Origin of the sequence: Reinekea sp., from assembly GCF_046710285.1 — a bacterium.
Lineage (GTDB): Bacteria > Pseudomonadota > Gammaproteobacteria > Pseudomonadales > Natronospirillaceae > Reinekea.
This window is the reverse complement of record NZ_JBKEGY010000021.1, coordinates 19,875-36,177: the sequence shown is the minus strand read 5'-3', so window position 1 is coordinate 36,177 and position 16,303 is coordinate 19,875. Positions and strand designations below refer to the sequence as shown.

Here is a 16,303-nt window from a genome sequence, read left to right as displayed (position 1 = left end):
TTTTCGGTATACTGCGCGACCGATTTAAACAGACCAGATACCCCATGCACGTCTCTCGTTTACCGCTAAAGTCACTTTCTGCTGCCGCAGTTACGATCGGTAGCTTTGATGGCGTGCACCTTGGGCACCAGCAAATTATCTCCCGTCTAACGCAATACGCTCAACAACAGGGAGTTAAGTCCGTTGTGGTTACCTTTGAACCGCAGCCTAGAGAGTATATAAATCCGGAAAACGCCCCAGCTCGGCTGTCTTCGTTGGTTGATAAGGCCCGTCGGTTATCGACGCTCGGTGTCGATCATCTGGTGGTTTTGCCTTTTAATGCGCAACTTCGTAACCTAAGTGCCCATGAATTTGTTGAACAGATATTGATAAATCGGCTTAATACCCAATGGTTACAGGTAGGGGATGACTTTCGCTTTGGTGCCGATCGTAAAGGTGACAGTCAGTTTTTAACCCAATACCCATTTGAGGTTGTTGAAATGACCTCGCATTGCGCTAACGATGGGCAGCGCATCAGCAGCACACGTATTCGCAATGCAATTCATCAGCATGATTTTGAACTCGCTGAGAATATGCTTGGTGAGCCCTACTCACTGACGGGTCGAGTGATTTACGGTCGCCAAATCGGCCGTACCATAGGTGTGCCCACTGCCAATATATTATTACCGCATAGCAAACTTGCCACAGTAGGTGTTTTTGCAGTGAAGACTAAAATTGATGGACGCATAGTTCACGGGGTTGCCAATTTAGGGACAAAACCTACGGTTGGAGACACTCGGAATTGGTTAGAAAGCCATCTTTTTGATTTCGACGGCGAGCTTTATGGCGCTCGTTTAACCGTTGCGCTTGTTAAACGGCTGCGCGGTGTACAAACATTTGATAATCTTGACGCACTGAAACAACAAATTCAGAACGATATTGACGCCGCGAAGGCTTATTTTTCGCAACCAACGGAAGTGAAACTCTCTAATGACTGATTATAAAGCCACACTAAACTTACCGCATACCGATTTCCCGATGCGCGGTGACCTTGCAAAACGTGAACCGAAAATGCTCGAAAATTGGGAAACCAATGGAATTTATCAGCAGATTCGCGCGGCGAGCGAAGGTCGTAAAAAGTTTATTTTGCACGATGGCCCTCCGTATGCGAACGGTTCACTTCACCTTGGTCACGCCTTTAATAAAATTTTAAAAGACATGATCATTAAGTCAAAAAGCTTAATTGGTTATGATGCGCCCTATGTGCCGGGCTGGGATTGCCACGGCTTGCCTATTGAACACAAAGTTGAAGGTAAAATAGGCCGTGCGGGCGATAAAGTCGATTTTAAAGAATTCCGAGCCGAATGCCGCCGCTATGCGCATACTCAGGTCGATGGCCAGCGGGAAGAATTCAAGCGCATGGGCGTGTTTGGCGATTGGGCTAACCCTTATTTAACAATGAACTTCGAAACCGAAGCCAATATTATTCGTGCCTTGGGTAAAATAGCCCAGAGCGGTCACTTGGTGCGCGGTTATAAGCCTGTCTATTGGAGCGTTGTGGGTGGCTCCGCTTTAGCAGAGGCTGAAGTTGAATATCAAGATAAAACATCGTTTAGTATCGATGTAGCTTACCCAGCCAAAGATGATCAAGCTGTGCTAAAAGCAATCGGCGCTGACAAAGGCGAAGGTTCTGTTCAAGCGGTAATCTGGACCACGACGCCATGGACATTGCCTGCTTCTTTGGCTATATCAGTCGGTGAAGAGCTCGACTATGTATTGTTACAAGCGACGGTAAATGAAAAACCAACCCGCCTAATTGTTGCGCAAGAATTACTTGAGTCTTTCTTAGAGCGTACTTCGCTTGAAAATACCGAGGTATTGGCCTACTTCCAAGGCAGCGCCTTAGAAAATCAGTTATTTACACACCCATTCTATGATCGTGATATTCCAGCCCTATTGGGCGAGCATGTAACTACCGATGCCGGTACCGGTTGTGTACATACCGCGCCAGATCACGGTATGGAAGATTTCGTGGTGTGTAACAAATACGGCATTGAAACGATCAACCCGTTAGATGACAAAGGCGTCTATCGCGCGAACGTAGAGCTATTTGCAGGGCAGCATGTTTACAAGGTTGACCCAGTCATCATCGAAACATTGAAAGAGCACGGTCAGTTACTCAGTGAAGCCAAGTTGCGTCACAGTTATGCCCATTGCTGGCGCACCAAAACACCCTTGATCTATCGTGCAACACCGCAGTGGTTTATCAGCATGGAAGGCAATGGCTTAAAAGACCAAGCGATGGAAGCCATCAAAGGCGTTCGTTGGGTACCGAGTTGGGGTCAAAACCGAATTGAAGCGATGGTTGGGCAATCACCCGATTGGTGTATTTCACGTCAGCGCACATGGGGCACGCCAATTACCTTTGTAATCCACAAAGAAACGGGTGAGTTACACCCTGAATTACCGAAAATAATCGAAGCGGTTGCCGTAGAAGTTGAAAAAGTAGGCATGGACGCATGGTATGACTTTGATTTATCAACGGTCATCAGCGACGCCGATCAATATGAAAAAACCACCGATACCTTAGATGTATGGTTTGATTCTGGTGTGACCCACTCTACTGTTTTAGAAAAGCGTAAAGAATTAGGTCAGTACCCAGCCGATATGTATTTGGAAGGCTCAGATCAACATCGTGGTTGGTTCCAATCTTCGCTTAAAACAGCGGTGGCGATTAATGGTACGGCACCCTACAAGCAGGTGTTGACGCACGGTTTCGTGGTCGATGAGAAGGGCTATAAAATGTCCAAGTCATTGGGCAATGGCATGGACCCACAAGAAGTCTTTAACCAATTTGGTGCTGACATTCTGCGTTTATGGGTAGCTTCTACCGACTATTCGGGTGATATGGCGTTTTCAAAAGACATCTTAAAGCGCACCGCCGACTCTTATCGTCGTATCCGTAACACAGCGCGTTTTATGGTGTCGAACTTGAATGGTTTTGACCCCGCTAAAAACAACGTTGCGTTCGATGATATGCTGGCAATTGATAAGTGGGCGCTAGACCGTACTTTGACCATTCAAACTGAACTTGCAGACTTGCTCGACAATTATCATTTTGTCCAAGCAGTACAAAAGATTCACCATTTCTGTGCAATCGACATGGGCGGTTTCTATTTAGACATCATCAAAGATCGTCAGTACACCACGCAAGAAGATTCGTTGGCACGTCGTTCAGCACAAACAGCGATGTACCATGTATTGCAAGCGATGGTCCGCTGGATAGCGCCAATCTTAAGCTTTACCGCTGAAGAATTATGGCCGTTTATCCCAGGGCAAGATAAAGCAACGGTCTTTACTGAAACGCTTTATACCGGTTTAACGGCATTCGGTGCTAATGAAGACCTTGATGCAAGCTATTGGCAGCAAGTGCAAAAAGCCAAAATTGGTGTGAATAGAGTTTTAGAAGAGGCCCGTAAAGAAGGCGTGATTGGTGGTTCTTTAACGGCTGAAGTAACGCTTTATTGTGACCCGGCATTGCTTGCAGCGTTAGACCAGCTGGGCGACGAGCTACGTTTTGTCACCTTAACCAGTGGCGCACAATTAGCTACGTTAGATTCAGCGCCTGCAACAGCTTTAGATACCGAACTTTCTGGGCTTAAAGTTCAGGTGGTGAAGTCTGGCCATGAAAAGTGTGGTCGATGCTGGCACCAGCGTGAAGATGTCGGCAGCCATGCAGAGCATCCTGAACTTTGCGGGCGTTGTGTTGACAACATCGCCGGTGAAGGCGAAGTGCGACACTTTGCTTAATCAATAACAACCAAAAGTGATGCTCAGCAATGGTCATCGCTTTTTAGTTTGAAAATGGAAGACATTAGATGCAAATTCACGAACATTCGAAAGTTACTCTGCATTTTTCATTGAGCTTGGAAGACGGTCAAATGGTCGACAGTACCTTTGATGCCCAACCGGCTACGCTAAACATTGGCGATGGTAATTTACCGGAAGGCTTTGAAAAGCATTTGCTAGGCTTGGCAGCAGGCGATAAGCGCACCGTATCTGTGCCGCCAGAAGAAGCCTTCGGCCAGCAAAACCCGTCGAATATTCAGCGCTTTAAGAAAGAACAGTTTGCCCAAACGGGAGAGCTAGAAATTGGCATGATGATGTCGTTCAAAGATGCCGGTAATAATGAGCTTCCTGGTATGGTCAGCAGCATTGAAGGTGAGGTGGTCATGGTCGATTTTAACCACCCGTTAGCCGGTAAAACCTTGACCTTTAAAGTAGAAGTGATTGCAGTAGAGGATGCAGCTGGTGGACATTAAATTAGCCAACCCGCGCGGGTTTTGCGCTGGGGTTGATCGTGCCATTGATATCGTTAATCGTGCACTTGAAGTACACGGAGCGCCGCTCTATGTTCGACATGAAGTGGTACATAATAAGTTTGTCGTCGAAGATTTAAAAAGCCGAGGCGCTATTTTTGTCGATGAACTCGATGAAGTGCCCGATGACAACTGGGTGGTATTTTCTGCGCACGGTGTTTCACAAGCCGTTCGACAAGAAGCCGATGCACGAGGTTTGCGCGTTTATGATGCAACTTGCCCATTGGTGACCAAAGTTCATCTAGAGGTGACGCGTTTTTCCCGTGATGGAATGGAATGCATTCTGATTGGCCACCGAGGTCACCCTGAAGTTGAAGGCACCATGGGTCAATATGACGCTAAAAATGGAGGGCATATTTATCTAGTACAAGACGAAAAAGATGTCGAACAGTTAGTGGTCACAAACCCTGATAAGCTTGCTTTTGTTACGCAGACAACCCTTTCAATGGACGATACCGCAAAAATTATCGATTTATTAAGAGCTAAATTTCCGTTGATCGAAGGCCCAAGAAAAGACGACATTTGCTACGCCACACAAAACCGACAAGATGCCGTTAAAGTTCTCGCCAGTGAATGCGATGTCGTTATCGTAGTCGGCTCGCCTAACTCTTCAAACAGCAACCGCTTACGTGAGTTAGCACAGCGCATGGGTTGCCAAGCCTACTTGGTCGACACCGTTGAGCAGCTAGAAGCCTCTTGGTTTGATGCTGCAACGAATATCGGCGTAACTGCCGGGGCATCGGCACCTGACATCTTAGTCAAGCAGGTGATAGAAGGGCTAGTAAAGCTGGGGGCTAATACACCGATCGAACTGGATGGCGTGGAAGAGAATATAACCTTTTCTATCCCGAAAGAGCTGCGTTTAACCTCAATCGACTGACGAATAAAAACCAATTCCATGAACCGGTCAGCAAAACAGCCTAGCCGCGTACCACTTGTCACAAGGATTAGACCGTTTATCCTAACGGTCAGTTCTTGATCAAATTGACACCTACAATAGCTTATTAGAGAAATATGAGAGGCATTTATGAAGCAACATCAGGGCTTTACGTTAGTCGAATTGTTGGTCACCCTAATAGTTATCGCAATCGTTGCGATGATGGGCGCACCTTCATTCCGTAATGTAATGATCGGCACTCAGATTGACTCAAATCTTAATTTAGTAAGGTCATCGCTAATCTATGCACGATCAGAGGCGGTGACGAAATCTACACCAGTGAGTGTCTGTATGACTGCTGACAATGCTTCTTGTGTTACAGCTGGAGCTGCTAATTGGGCAGGTGGCTGGATGGTTTGGCTTGATCTTGACGGTGACGGTATTGTTGATGGAGATCCTGTGGCTTGTGCCGATGGCGTCGATGACTGTGTTTTACGAGTTTACGGCCCTTTAGAAGGGGGTAGCACCTTGACTGAAACCAATGGTGATTATGTCTTAACTTATTCCCCTCGAGGTCAGCTGGTGAGACCCACTGCGAATCTAATTTCCTTCCAAATGCGCATTGAGAATTGTGGCCCAGGTCAAGAGCGTACCATCGATGTGAATCGAGTCGGTCGAGTCGGAACGGATACAGGAGTAGGTTGTGATGCTTAAAAATCAATCGGGTTCTACCATGATCGAAATACTAGTCTCGGTATTGATTATCTCCATCGGATTGCTAGGCATTGCAGGCACACAAACCCTAGGCTTAGCAAACTCTCAAAGTGCATTACACCGGAGTTATGCCGCTCAACTATCGTACGAATTAGCCGATGCGATGCGCTTAAGCCCAAATAATTTAGCCGCTTTTGATGGCTTTGAAACAGACCCAGCGGCCGATGTTGCCCTAAATGCCGATTGCTCCGCTTCTAATGCAGGTTGCTCAGGCGCTGAGATGGTGGTTGAGTTCCTAGCGAACTGGGAACGTAGGATAGAAGGCAACCTGCCCGATGGGCGAGCAGACGTTAATTTAACGGCTGGTCTCTACGTTGTTGAAATTGAATGGAAAGATTTACGGACAAATCAAGCTCGACAAAATGAGGTCGCAGCGGGTTTAACAGCTGCAGAAGTTGCAGCAGGTGAGCAAGAATTCATTACTTTTACAACGAGTTTTCAGTTATGAAAAACCTAAAGCAAGCGGGTTTAACCCTAGTTGAGTTGCTAATTGCTGTTGCGCTGAGTGCAGTCATTATTATTGGTATTGTTCAAGTATTTTTATCTAACCGCGAGGCGTTTAACTTATCTGAATCGATGGCGCGAGTGCAGGAAAACGGTCGTTTTGCCGTAAATGTTATCTCAGAATCTATTCGTAGCTCTGGAAACTACGGCTGTATACCTTGGTATAGCCCTGACATTGGCAATATACAACGGCAGGTGACAAATACTGAAATCAATGGCTTTGACGCGGTTACACCGGCAACGATTGAAGGCGCAGGGGTTGTCAATGGCGTGCCAGGTCCCGACCAGTTAGAGCTGTTAAGAGTGGTAGGTGACCCTGTATCGATTAGCTCTATTGATTACGCTGCTAATCAAATAACGACCGATTGGGCAGCAGATGTTGCAGAAAATGACTTAGTGCTGGTTAGCAATTGCTTGGTTGGCGACTATATAAAAGCCGGTGCTACTACTGCGGGTCAAATAATCGAAGATGATACCAAGTCGCTTAGAACCGGACTATATGATCGACTAGATCAGCAAAACACAGTCACTAGAGTGGAACGAATTCGTTTTGAAATAGACGGAGATAACAATTTAGCCTTAGTCACTAATGATGGAGATGCTGGAATCAATGGCAGTACGGTTCCGTTAATTGGCGGCGTTGAAAACATTCAATTCCGATATGGAGTTGACTTAGACGATAACTTTGTCCCTGATTATATAGCTGATTATGGCGATATCCCCGCAGCTGATTGGCCTAATATCATCGCCGTAGAAGTGAATGTATTAGTTGGTTCGCTGGATTCCGTTGAAAACGTAGTTTCCGAGCCACAAACAATAAACTTTGCCGGTGGTGTTTTTGTCGCCCCAGATCGTCGTTTATATAGAGCATTCCAGACACTTGTGACCATTCGAAATAGAGTGAAATAATATGAACTCAAGACAATCTCGCGTGCCATTTTACCAAGGCCAGTCGCTTCGCCAACAAGCGGGTGCCGTACTCATTGTAGCCTTAAGTCTGTTAGTAATTTTAACGATTTTAGGTATTTCAGTAATGGAGTCTTCTGTCATAGAAGAGCGAATGGCGGGCAATAACTTAGACTATAACTTGGCATTTCAATCTGCCGAGTCTGCGCTGCGCGCCGGAGAAGACTGGATATCTCAACGAACACAACGACCTGCGACGACGAATGTTCCTACGCCAGGGGTTGTATTAGGACTTAATTCTATAGCGGCTGATGGCGCAGCGTGGTGGCAGGACGGGGGTAAAACCAATGCTTGGTGGACTCATGCCACTCCAAAAGTAAATACATTTACACCGAATACACCCGCAATGCTTGATGAGTTGTTTCAACCACCTCGTTTTGCAATTGAAGAATACGACATAGTTTGCGATGGCGCGATCAACGATCCATCTGCAACGACCTGCAAAGTAATATACCGAATAACCGCTCGTGGCTGGGGGCAATCGCCTTCATCAACCGTGATGCTTCAGTCACTCTACGCTAAGAGGTTTTAATGATGAATATAGTTAAACATAAGCAATATTCTCTAGTCCGAAAAACAGCAGTTTTTTTATTTTTGACCACTTTTCTAGGGCAGTCAATTGCAGCTGAATTGGGGCTTACCGATGAGCCCTTATTTCTGAAAAGTGGAGTACAGCCAAACATATTTTTTGTGGTTGATGATTCGGGCTCTATGGCGTGGGATTACTTGAGAAGCCAAGGCGGAGGTAAAAATTTTAGTGGCGTAGGTAATACAACCAAGCTTCGACCTTCACTGACTAGTCGAACTGAAATGTTAAACTCATGCTCTGGTTTTAATGTGTTGGCTTATGACCCAAATGAAACATATACGCCTTGGGCGGGTGTCAATAAAAATGGTGATGCTTATAAGAGCCAAACGGTTACGTCGGCGTTATCAAACCCTTATGACAATAGCGGCACAAAAAACCTAACTGAAGCTAATGATGACGACGAACCTGCAGGCTACTTTCCTTGGCGTGATCACAATACCAACGAATACTTAGAGCGCTTTTCAAACGCCAGCGGCTTGCCGTTAACGAACGGCATTGATGAACTAGAATGTCCAGATTACACGGTCATCGACGATAAGCTAAATAAAACTGACAGGAACAAGTATATTGCTGATTGGTTTATCGACGTTAATGAAATGGACGCAGCGCAAAAAACCAATTTTGCAAACTGGTATACCTATTACCGTAATCGTGACTATGTTGCAAAAAAAGCGATCTCAGCCGTTATAGCAGACTCGACGGCTCGTATTGGTTTGGCCAGCTTATGGAACCGAAACAGTATACGCACTGAAGTAAAAGATATTGATGATTTGAGCCAACCGCTTAACGCAAGTGCAAAAGCAAATAAAACAGCGCTTCTCAAGAATGTTTTCAACATCAGCCCTAATAGCGGTACGCCGTTAATCGAGGCCTTAAATAATGCAGGCAAATATTATCAAGGAAGTGGTTTTGCCACGAGCCCAATACTGCCTGACGATGAAGGTGGCTCTTGTCAACAGAACTTTACTATTATGATGACTGACGGAACTTGGAATAGTACCCGCCCCAACCTAGGCGTTTATGCCAATGCGGATTCAGACGACAATAGCAAATTTGACGGCAAGGCAGGGGACAAAAGCCTATACGCCGACATCGAAAGTAACGTCAATAACACCTTAGCTGATGTGGCTATGCATTATTATGAAACTGATTTAAGTGCCTTAGACAATAACGTTCCGACCTTTGCTGGAGTTGACGAGAATAATGCTCAGCATATGGTCACCTATACTGTAGCCTTTGGCCTTACAGGCACGCTCACAAAAGATACTGGGCCTGGAGGTGGTCAATTCGTTGGCTGGCCAACACCTGAATCCGATAAAGCGACGACAGTTGATGACGTTTGGCATGCTGCGATAAACGGTAGAGGATTATTTTTATCAGCAGACAAACCAAATACATTGATTCAGGCCCTCAAAGATGCGGTCAAAGATATCGATAGCCGTGATGCATCTGCATCGGCTGTGAGTGTGAACACCGGCTCAATATCCAGTGATACGATGGTTTTTCAGGCTGAGTTTAATAGTCAGACTTGGGATGGAAAAGTTTATGGCATTGAAATTGAATTGGACGGATCGATCGGAAATACACGGCTTGCTTCTATCGTTCCGGAACACGACAGTCGAACGATCTTCACATATAACGATTCAAAGAAAACAGGCGTCGAGTTTCAATGGGATAAAATATCTTCAGCTCAGCAAGCAACATTGGGAGGCGCCGAGCCGATATTGAACTACTTAAGGGGCGATAATACTTTAAGTAAAGCCGGCACACACCGAGATCGTGGGACGCTCGAAAGCAAGGACTTAAGAGCAAAATCACCATTAGGCGATATCGTAAATTCGTCTCCTAGCTTTGTTGGTAACCCTCAATATTACTACCCAGATAATTTAGAGGGGGCATCTTACAATGCGTTTAAAAATGACCCAAATGGCGATAACCAAAACTATCGTGAAGAAACAGGAGAGCGTGTCCTACATAGAAAGCCAATGATCTACGTGGGAGCTAACGATGGTATGTTGCATGCTTTTAATGCAGATGTACATTCAGCAGACTTTGGTATAGAGGAGTTTGCATATGTCCCTGCAAGCGTGTACTCCAGGCTTGAACGTTTAGGGGACATGACTTATAGCCATAAGTATACCGTTGATGGCAGCCCAACCGTTGCTGATGTGTTCGACGGTAGTAAATGGAGAACTGTATTAGTGTCCGGTTTAGGTGCTGGTGGCCAAGGGCTGTTTGCCTTAGATATTACTAACCCCGAAACCGGCTTTAGCAATGAGCTCGATGCGGCCAAGAATGTACTATGGGAGCTTTCCGATGTCGATCATCCTGATCTAGGTTATACCTTTGCCCAGCCGACCATTGGTAAATCACATGATAATGGCAAGTGGGCGGCATTTGTTGGTAATGGCTATAATAACACCGAAGCTGATGGTCATGTTGGCTCCGGAACCGCCAAATTATTCGTCATAGACGTTGTGACGGGGGCAAAAATTGCTGAGCTTGATACCGGCACAAATGATTTAAGCGCACCTAATGGACTGTCTACAGTCAATACTCTAGATACCAATGGGGACTATGTAGTTGACTATGTGTACGGCGGCGACCTTGAAGGTAACTTGTGGCGTTTTGATGTTTCTGACTCAGATCCGAGTAAGTGGAGTGTTGCTAAGGATGTGGGTGGCAAGCCAGCACCGTTATTTATTGCCTGCAAAGATGCATCTAACAGCTGCCCTACAGATAAGCGCCAGTCAATAACAGTGAAGCCTCAGATTGCACTGAATCGTGGTGCGAATGGCTATGTGATCTTCTTTGGAACAGGAACCTACTTCCTAAATGATGACAACAATGATAAAGGCATTCAGAGCATGTACGGAATTTGGGATCGCATGCAAGATAATGTGCAGCCAAGTCTGAATCGTTTTCATTTGCTGGAGCAGAAAATATTGGCCGAAGTAAAACCTGTAGGGTCTGAGAATTCATTCCGAGTAACGACGACTGATAGTATTAAGTGGTTTAAGGGTACCGGCTTACCAACGGATGGTAGTGATGCAGATAGTTTGGTGGATACTCATGTTGGTTGGTATATGGACCTAGTGAACACACAGAGCGGCAATTCCGATGGGAATGGTGAACGAATTGTGAGTAATCCGCAACTACGTGATAATAATATTATTTTTACCACTGCAATCCCAGATAAAGACCCATGTTCTTCTGGCGGTAGTGGTTGGTATATGGAAATAGATGCGCTCAGTGGTGCTAAACCATTACAAGTAGCAATCGATGTAGATGGCGATGACGTTGTAGATGGCGATGACGTGGTTACTTACAGCTATATTGATGAAAATGGCAAAACAGTTACAGTATCAGAATACGCAAGTGGATCTAGTACAGCGAACCTTCTTACACGACCTACTTGTATCACGCTAGATGACAACACCGAAGTTTGTATATCAAATACATCAGGAACCGCCAATGTAAATTCGGTAGATGAATGTGATGCGGTAGGTATGTCTTGCCAAGTGCGTGACCCTAAATCAACCCTTGGTCGCTGGACATGGCAAGAACTGTAATGATGGATTTGAACTTAGGAGTGAGGATATGAAAGTTTTTTTAACTAAAGCACTGCAACTATTCGTGATCGCTGGTCTTGCTATTGGTTTTGCTCAAGCAGAGATGACTGAGTCGGTTGGCACTATAGATGAATTGAACTTAGCTGAAGGCTATATCATGGTCTCAGATGAGGTTTTTGTCTTAACGAACTATACCGTTGTGCAATTAAGCGGCGATGTTGAGACTATGAGGCGCCCGCAAAGCTTGTTAAAGCAGGGTCAAGAAGTCAAGATTACCTATGATTATGAATATAATCGACTTGATAAAATTGAAAAGTTAGTGATATTGTCGGGAGATTAATGCGACAGTGTCTAGTGACAAGTCTCAGTGTTTAATTAGCTTTTAGGGCGAATAGATGAAACTAAAAAAAGAAAGTGGCTTTACGTTAATGGAGTTGGTGATCGTTGTAGCCATTATTGGGATCTTAGCGGCATTCTCATTCCCGCAATACGAACGCTATGTCGATAGAGCAGCTCGCTCAGATGCGCGAGCTGCGGTGATTGGTTTAGCGGGGGCATTAGAGCGCCGTTTTACTGAGAATAATACCTATTGTGATAATGCAGTAGCAGTTGCTAATGGAGGCACAGTTGAAGCTGGTTGCGGATCAGCAGATGTCGCTGTTGGTGCAGATACAGGTCCCCCGAGAATTTATGACGTAAACATTCCGAGTGGCAATACCGTGAACCCTAATTATGTATTAACCATATCAGCCGTAACACGCAGTAATTTTACCGTTACGGCGACTAGAGCTAATCGTATGGTTGGTGATGAGTGTGGTAACTACACTTACACGAACACGGGACAAAAAGCGATGGTGGGCGCCACAGCAACATTTGAGGAATGCTGGTAAAGCAGCCCCCTCTAACACATCAACACTCAAAGGCTTGCCAGCGTCCATTACGTTTATGGACCAGCAAGCCTTTTTCATTTTCTTTGTATTCAAATCTCACCCGCCCGGTAATATTAACCTTAAGATGAAACGCACCTGCACTGGCATCGCCAGAGGGGCAAACGGTAAACCCTCTTGCGAACCCGGTCAGTAGACTGCTGTTATTGTAGTTGAAGCGAAAGTATGGTTGATTGGAGGGGTAGATTCTAAACGTACTTTGCTCTGTGTTATCGAGTACACGAAGAATTTCTTCATCACTGTCTAATATCTTATTTTCGTTTGTATCAACAAATAATGACCACGGTTGACTAAGGTCTTTCGAACACTTGTTATCAACCAGGGGGCAGGCGGTAATTATTTTTTGAGACATGATTGCTGTACTGCGGCCGTAATTTAAAAAAGTTACCCAATCATTTTTTAGGCGATCAGATTTGGCTACAGCAATAAGGCCAGCGAAACTAGATGCCGCCATTGCGCTGACGAGCGCAATGAGGATCACAGTAGAAAGTAATTCAACGAGGGTAAAACCTAACTGTTTCATATGCATCCTTGCATGTATTGAGACAGCGTTAGGTTATCTATTTAGATTCATTTATTAAAGTTAAAAAACTATCGTCTACTATAATGCTACCTAGGGTAGCATTAATCGATACCTAGCTTTTTAAGGCGATAACGTAATGCGCGAAATGTTATGCCGAGTTTTTTAGCGGCAGCTGTGCGATTCCAGCGAGTTTCATCTAATGCTTTTTCTACAACGGTGCGCTCAATGTCCATGAGGTAGTCCTCCAGTGAAACACCTTCAGGTCGATCTGCTAAATTATTGCCATTTGTTTGGCTTATGATACTACTGGCGCTATTGGTTAAGTTTAAATCATCTTCAGTAATTATATCGTCTTCACACATTGCAAACGCACGCTCAAGTATATTTTCGAGTTCGCGTACGTTACCGGGGAATGCATAATATTGCAGCGATTTTTTTGCAGCGCTGTCTAGGCTTGCTACCGGCAGTTCATAATTGCGGGCAATACGTTCGAGCATGTTTTGAGTGAGCACCGGTATATCTTCGTAGCGCTCTCGAAGTGGCGGAATGTGCAATGAAATAACATTAATGCGATAAAATAAATCTTGGCGAAATTCACCAGTATCAACCATTTGTTCTAAGTTTTTATGACTTGCACTTAGAATACGCACATCAACATCTGTTTCACTCTGCGAGCCAATGGGGCGAATCTTTTTTTCTTGGATGGCGCGTAATAATTTCACTTGCATGGTAAGTGGTAAGTCTGCGACCTCATCTAAGAACAAAGTGCCGCCATCGGCTGCTTGGAAAAACCCTTGTTTATCTTCAGTTGCCCCTGTAAAAGAGCCTTTCTTATGACCAAAAAATTCACTTTCCATGAGTTCCGAAGGAATTGCACCACAGTTAACTGGCACAAACTCGCCTTCAGCACGTGGACCTAACTGATGTATTTGTCGTGCGGCCAGCTCTTTTCCCGTACCAGACTCACCAGAAATAAATACAGGCGCTTGGCTGACAGAAAGCTTTTTGATTTTGGCACTGAGTTGCTTCATTGGAGCAGAATTACCCAAGTTTATCGCCTGCGCTAAATTAGCCTCAACTTTTTTAGTTTCTGCTTGTTCTCTAACCTTAAGTGCTTGGCTAATTAATTTACGCAACTTATGAATGTCGATCGGTTTCGAAACGAAATCGAATGCGCCAGATTTCATTGATTCAATTGCGAGGTCCATATTGCCATGAGCAGTGATCACGGCGATAGGTGTAGTGGGCTTAGACTCAGCAACATAACGAACAATATCTAAGCCGTTGCCATCCGGTAAACGCATGTCGGTCAAAATAAGGTCTACGTCATGCTCATTTATTGCATTGTATGCGGAGTGAACATCGACTGCGCTAAAGCTTTCAATACCCATTCGCATTAAAGTTATTTCTAGCAGTTCACGAATGTCTGGCTCGTCATCAATGACGAGTACACGTTGTGGCAGTGACATAGTATTAAATCCTAACTATTGTTTTTTTGGCTGATTGTGTGGGAGAAAATAATCCTAAAACAACCGCCATTTGATAAATTAAAGTAAGTAAGCATAAGCCGGTTCGCTTCGCACAACTCTTTGGCAATGTATAAACCCAAGCCGGTACCGGTATTTTCGGTTGTATAGAATGGCTCGAACAGCAGCTTTATTTGCTCTTCGGGCACACCCGGGCCCATATCTTGAATGTCTAAATAAATTTGGTCTGTGTCCGGGAGACGGCCAGAAAGAATGTTTAGGCTAGGTGTCCCTGTCTTTTGTTCACTATAGCGTAAACCATTGTCGATGATATTGTGTAAAACTTGCTTGATCTGGTTCACATCTAAAGAGACAGTAATGGCTGGATCTATGTTTAATTGAATTTGATCTTCGCTTTGATTTAGCTGTAACTCGCGCTCTTTTAGGCAGCCTTGTATGAGGTGCGCCAATTGAATATTTTCTATTTTCTTCGCGCGTTTACGAGATAACTCCAAAATGGTTTCGATAATGTTGTTCACTCTTTGCGTGTGAGTATGAATAATATCGAGTAGACGCTTGTCCGCGGGGTCTAAGTTAGTCATTTCTTCTAACAGCTGTGCTGCATGGCTAATAGCGCCTAACGGGTTGCGTATTTCATGTGCAATAGATGCAGTTAGTCTACCGAGGGAAGCAAGCTTCATGTGCTGCGCTTGCTGCTGAACACGGCCAGTATCTTCAATAAACAAAATCAAATCAGAGTCTTCTGAAGGTTGCAGTTTGGCAAAGTTAATTTGAACTAGCGGGTGGTCGCTGTCATGCTGATAGTTATCAACTTCCAGTGTAGGGTCGTTTTTCCAAGCTGCAAGCCGTTGATGCAAGGGTTTGATCAACCAGAAAGGACGCTTTTCAGAGATTCCCAGAAAATCACGAGCAGAGTCATTGACGAGTCGGATAGCGCCTTCCGATGTAATGACTATAATGCCGGTGCGCATTCGTTGCACTATCAATTCATTTAAATGGCGTAAATCTAAAATCGTGTCGGCTTGCGCGCGCGCTAATTGTTCTGTCGTTTGCATGCGGCGAGTGGCGTACTGTAAAAAAAGACTCTCTGCGAAGTAACCAACACCCAGTAATGCAGCTTGCAGTAACTCTTGGTCAGAGCTGTGATTAAAGTGTAAAAGCTCTGTGTATATCAGACTTGAGGTGGCGACGGCTGCAATCAATAAGCTTTGCTGTAAGGGTAGTAATATTCCACCTAGACCAACGGATATGAGCAATAGGTTACCAAAACCGCTATTGACTCCACCGCCATAACGAGTAATCAACATAACAATTAAGATATCGGTGATGAGTAGGACGATAATTGGAGTCTTGCCTATTTGCTCATTAACCGTGGTGAGCATGCCTAAAACCGCTAAGACAAGATAAGCGAGCGCAGCGAGCTGGAAAGATTCAATACTAGCGTTAGGGAGCACCTCAGAAATAGCTTTAGGTATAAATGCCGCGACCGTCAAAGCAGTGGCTAAGATAAGTCGGTAAATACCAAAAGCAAAAAGGAGTTGCTGAGCTCTATGATATGTCTGTGGCTGATTTACCGGCACTGGAACCTCACTATTTGACGGGTAGAATCAGTATAAACGGACAGAGGTCACTTGGTCATCCTTTAGCGACACCAAAAACTTGTTTCAGTGCCTACTAAGCTTCACAATAGGGGAATTATTTAGTTT

At 44.9% G+C, this 16,303-nt stretch carries 14 protein-coding genes; 11 read left to right on the top strand and 3 right to left on the bottom strand.

Annotation, left to right across the window (positions count from 1 at the left end; translation table 11 throughout):
• The first annotated feature begins 44 nt into the window (after window positions 1–44).
• The 11 genes from ribF (at window position 45) to ACI882_RS13795 (ending at window position 12,530) form a co-directional block, all read left to right on the top strand.
• Entirely contained in the window at window positions 45–977 is a 933-nt protein-coding gene (ribF, locus tag ACI882_RS13845) for a bifunctional riboflavin kinase/FAD synthetase (protein WP_411743114.1), read from the top strand.
• A complete protein-coding gene (gene ileS, locus ACI882_RS13840; protein ID WP_411743113.1) occupies window positions 970–3,789 on the top strand; it encodes an isoleucine--tRNA ligase in 2,820 nt (939 codons plus the stop codon). Before ribF ends, ileS begins: the two co-directional genes overlap by 8 nt.
• A gap of 68 nt (window positions 3,790–3,857) precedes the next feature.
• Window positions 3,858–4,301 (top strand): FKBP-type peptidyl-prolyl cis-trans isomerase, encoded by a 444-nt coding sequence (gene fkpB / locus ACI882_RS13835; protein ID WP_411743112.1) that lies wholly within the window; start codon window positions 3,858–3,860, stop codon window positions 4,299–4,301.
• Window positions 4,282–5,238, top strand: coding sequence for a 4-hydroxy-3-methylbut-2-enyl diphosphate reductase (ispH, locus tag ACI882_RS13830; protein WP_411743111.1), 957 nt, complete (start codon window positions 4,282–4,284; stop codon window positions 5,236–5,238). Before fkpB ends, ispH begins: the two co-directional genes overlap by 20 nt.
• Before the next feature lie 147 nt (window positions 5,239–5,385).
• Window positions 5,386–5,949: a GspH/FimT family pseudopilin gene (locus ACI882_RS13825; RefSeq protein ID WP_411743110.1), complete on the top strand. Its 564-nt coding sequence runs from the start codon at window positions 5,386–5,388 to the stop codon at window positions 5,947–5,949.
• On the top strand, window positions 5,942–6,457 hold the full coding sequence (gene pilV, locus ACI882_RS13820; RefSeq protein ID WP_411743120.1) for a type IV pilus modification protein PilV: 516 nt from the start codon (window positions 5,942–5,944) through the stop codon (window positions 6,455–6,457). Before ACI882_RS13825 ends, pilV begins: the two co-directional genes overlap by 8 nt.
• On the top strand, window positions 6,454–7,422 hold the full coding sequence (locus tag ACI882_RS13815; protein ID WP_411743109.1) for a PilW family protein: 969 nt from the start codon (window positions 6,454–6,456) through the stop codon (window positions 7,420–7,422). Before pilV ends, ACI882_RS13815 begins: the two co-directional genes overlap by 4 nt.
• Before the next feature lies 1 nt (window position 7,423).
• Window positions 7,424–8,011, top strand: a complete 588-nt coding sequence (locus ACI882_RS13810; RefSeq protein ID WP_411743108.1) for a PilX N-terminal domain-containing pilus assembly protein — start codon at window positions 7,424–7,426, stop codon at window positions 8,009–8,011.
• Window positions 8,011–11,640, top strand: coding sequence for a pilus assembly protein (locus ACI882_RS13805; protein WP_411743107.1), 3,630 nt, complete (start codon window positions 8,011–8,013; stop codon window positions 11,638–11,640). Before ACI882_RS13810 ends, ACI882_RS13805 begins: the two co-directional genes overlap by 1 nt.
• Window positions 11,641–11,668: 28 nt before the next feature.
• Window positions 11,669–11,980, top strand: a complete 312-nt coding sequence (locus ACI882_RS13800) for a hypothetical protein (RefSeq protein ID WP_411743106.1) — start codon at window positions 11,669–11,671, stop codon at window positions 11,978–11,980.
• Between the two features lie 55 nt (window positions 11,981–12,035).
• Window positions 12,036–12,530: a type IV pilin protein gene (locus ACI882_RS13795; RefSeq protein WP_411743105.1), complete on the top strand. Its 495-nt coding sequence runs from the start codon at window positions 12,036–12,038 to the stop codon at window positions 12,528–12,530.
• A 19-nt stretch (window positions 12,531–12,549) separates the two neighbouring features.
• On the opposite strand, the gene ACI882_RS13790 is transcribed toward ACI882_RS13795, so the two are convergent.
• From ACI882_RS13790 to ACI882_RS13780, 3 genes are all read right to left on the bottom strand, one after another.
• Window positions 12,550–13,110 (bottom strand): GspH/FimT family pseudopilin, encoded by a 561-nt coding sequence (locus ACI882_RS13790; protein WP_411743104.1) that lies wholly within the window; start codon window positions 13,108–13,110, stop codon window positions 12,550–12,552.
• Between the two features lie 101 nt (window positions 13,111–13,211).
• Complete coding sequence (locus ACI882_RS13785; protein WP_411743103.1) at window positions 13,212–14,579, bottom strand: sigma-54-dependent transcriptional regulator; 1,368 nt, start codon at window positions 14,577–14,579, stop codon at window positions 13,212–13,214.
• Between the two features lie 11 nt (window positions 14,580–14,590).
• A complete protein-coding gene (locus ACI882_RS13780) occupies window positions 14,591–16,177 on the bottom strand; it encodes a sensor histidine kinase (protein ID WP_411743102.1) in 1,587 nt (528 codons plus the stop codon).
• Window positions 16,178–16,303 lie beyond the last annotated feature (126 nt).

Excerpts from the sequence above, each read along its gene's own strand:
- pilV (WP_411743120.1), top strand. The coding sequence starts at position 5,942 with ATGCTTAAAAATCAATCGGGTTCTACCATGATCGAAATACTAGTCTCG.
- ACI882_RS13815 (WP_411743109.1), top strand. The coding sequence starts at position 6,454 with ATGAAAAACCTAAAGCAAGCGGGTTTAACCCTAGTTGAGTTGCTAATT.
- ACI882_RS13825 (WP_411743110.1), top strand. The coding sequence starts at position 5,386 with ATGAAGCAACATCAGGGCTTTACGTTAGTCGAATTGTTGGTCACCCTA.
- ACI882_RS13800 (WP_411743106.1), top strand. The coding sequence starts at position 11,669 with ATGAAAGTTTTTTTAACTAAAGCACTGCAACTATTCGTGATCGCTGGT.
- ispH (WP_411743111.1), top strand. The coding sequence starts at position 4,282 with ATGCAGCTGGTGGACATTAAATTAGCCAACCCGCGCGGGTTTTGCGCT.
- fkpB (WP_411743112.1), top strand. The coding sequence starts at position 3,858 with ATGCAAATTCACGAACATTCGAAAGTTACTCTGCATTTTTCATTGAGC.
- ACI882_RS13785 (WP_411743103.1), bottom strand. The coding sequence starts at position 14,579 with ATGTCACTGCCACAACGTGTACTCGTCATTGATGACGAGCCAGACATT.
- ACI882_RS13795 (WP_411743105.1), top strand. The coding sequence starts at position 12,036 with ATGAAACTAAAAAAAGAAAGTGGCTTTACGTTAATGGAGTTGGTGATC.
- ACI882_RS13810 (WP_411743108.1), top strand. The coding sequence starts at position 7,424 with ATGAACTCAAGACAATCTCGCGTGCCATTTTACCAAGGCCAGTCGCTT.
- ACI882_RS13805 (WP_411743107.1), top strand. The coding sequence starts at position 8,011 with ATGATGAATATAGTTAAACATAAGCAATATTCTCTAGTCCGAAAAACA.
- ribF (WP_411743114.1), top strand. The coding sequence starts at position 45 with ATGCACGTCTCTCGTTTACCGCTAAAGTCACTTTCTGCTGCCGCAGTT.
- ileS (WP_411743113.1), top strand. The coding sequence starts at position 970 with ATGACTGATTATAAAGCCACACTAAACTTACCGCATACCGATTTCCCG.
- ACI882_RS13790 (WP_411743104.1), bottom strand. The coding sequence starts at position 13,110 with ATGAAACAGTTAGGTTTTACCCTCGTTGAATTACTTTCTACTGTGATC.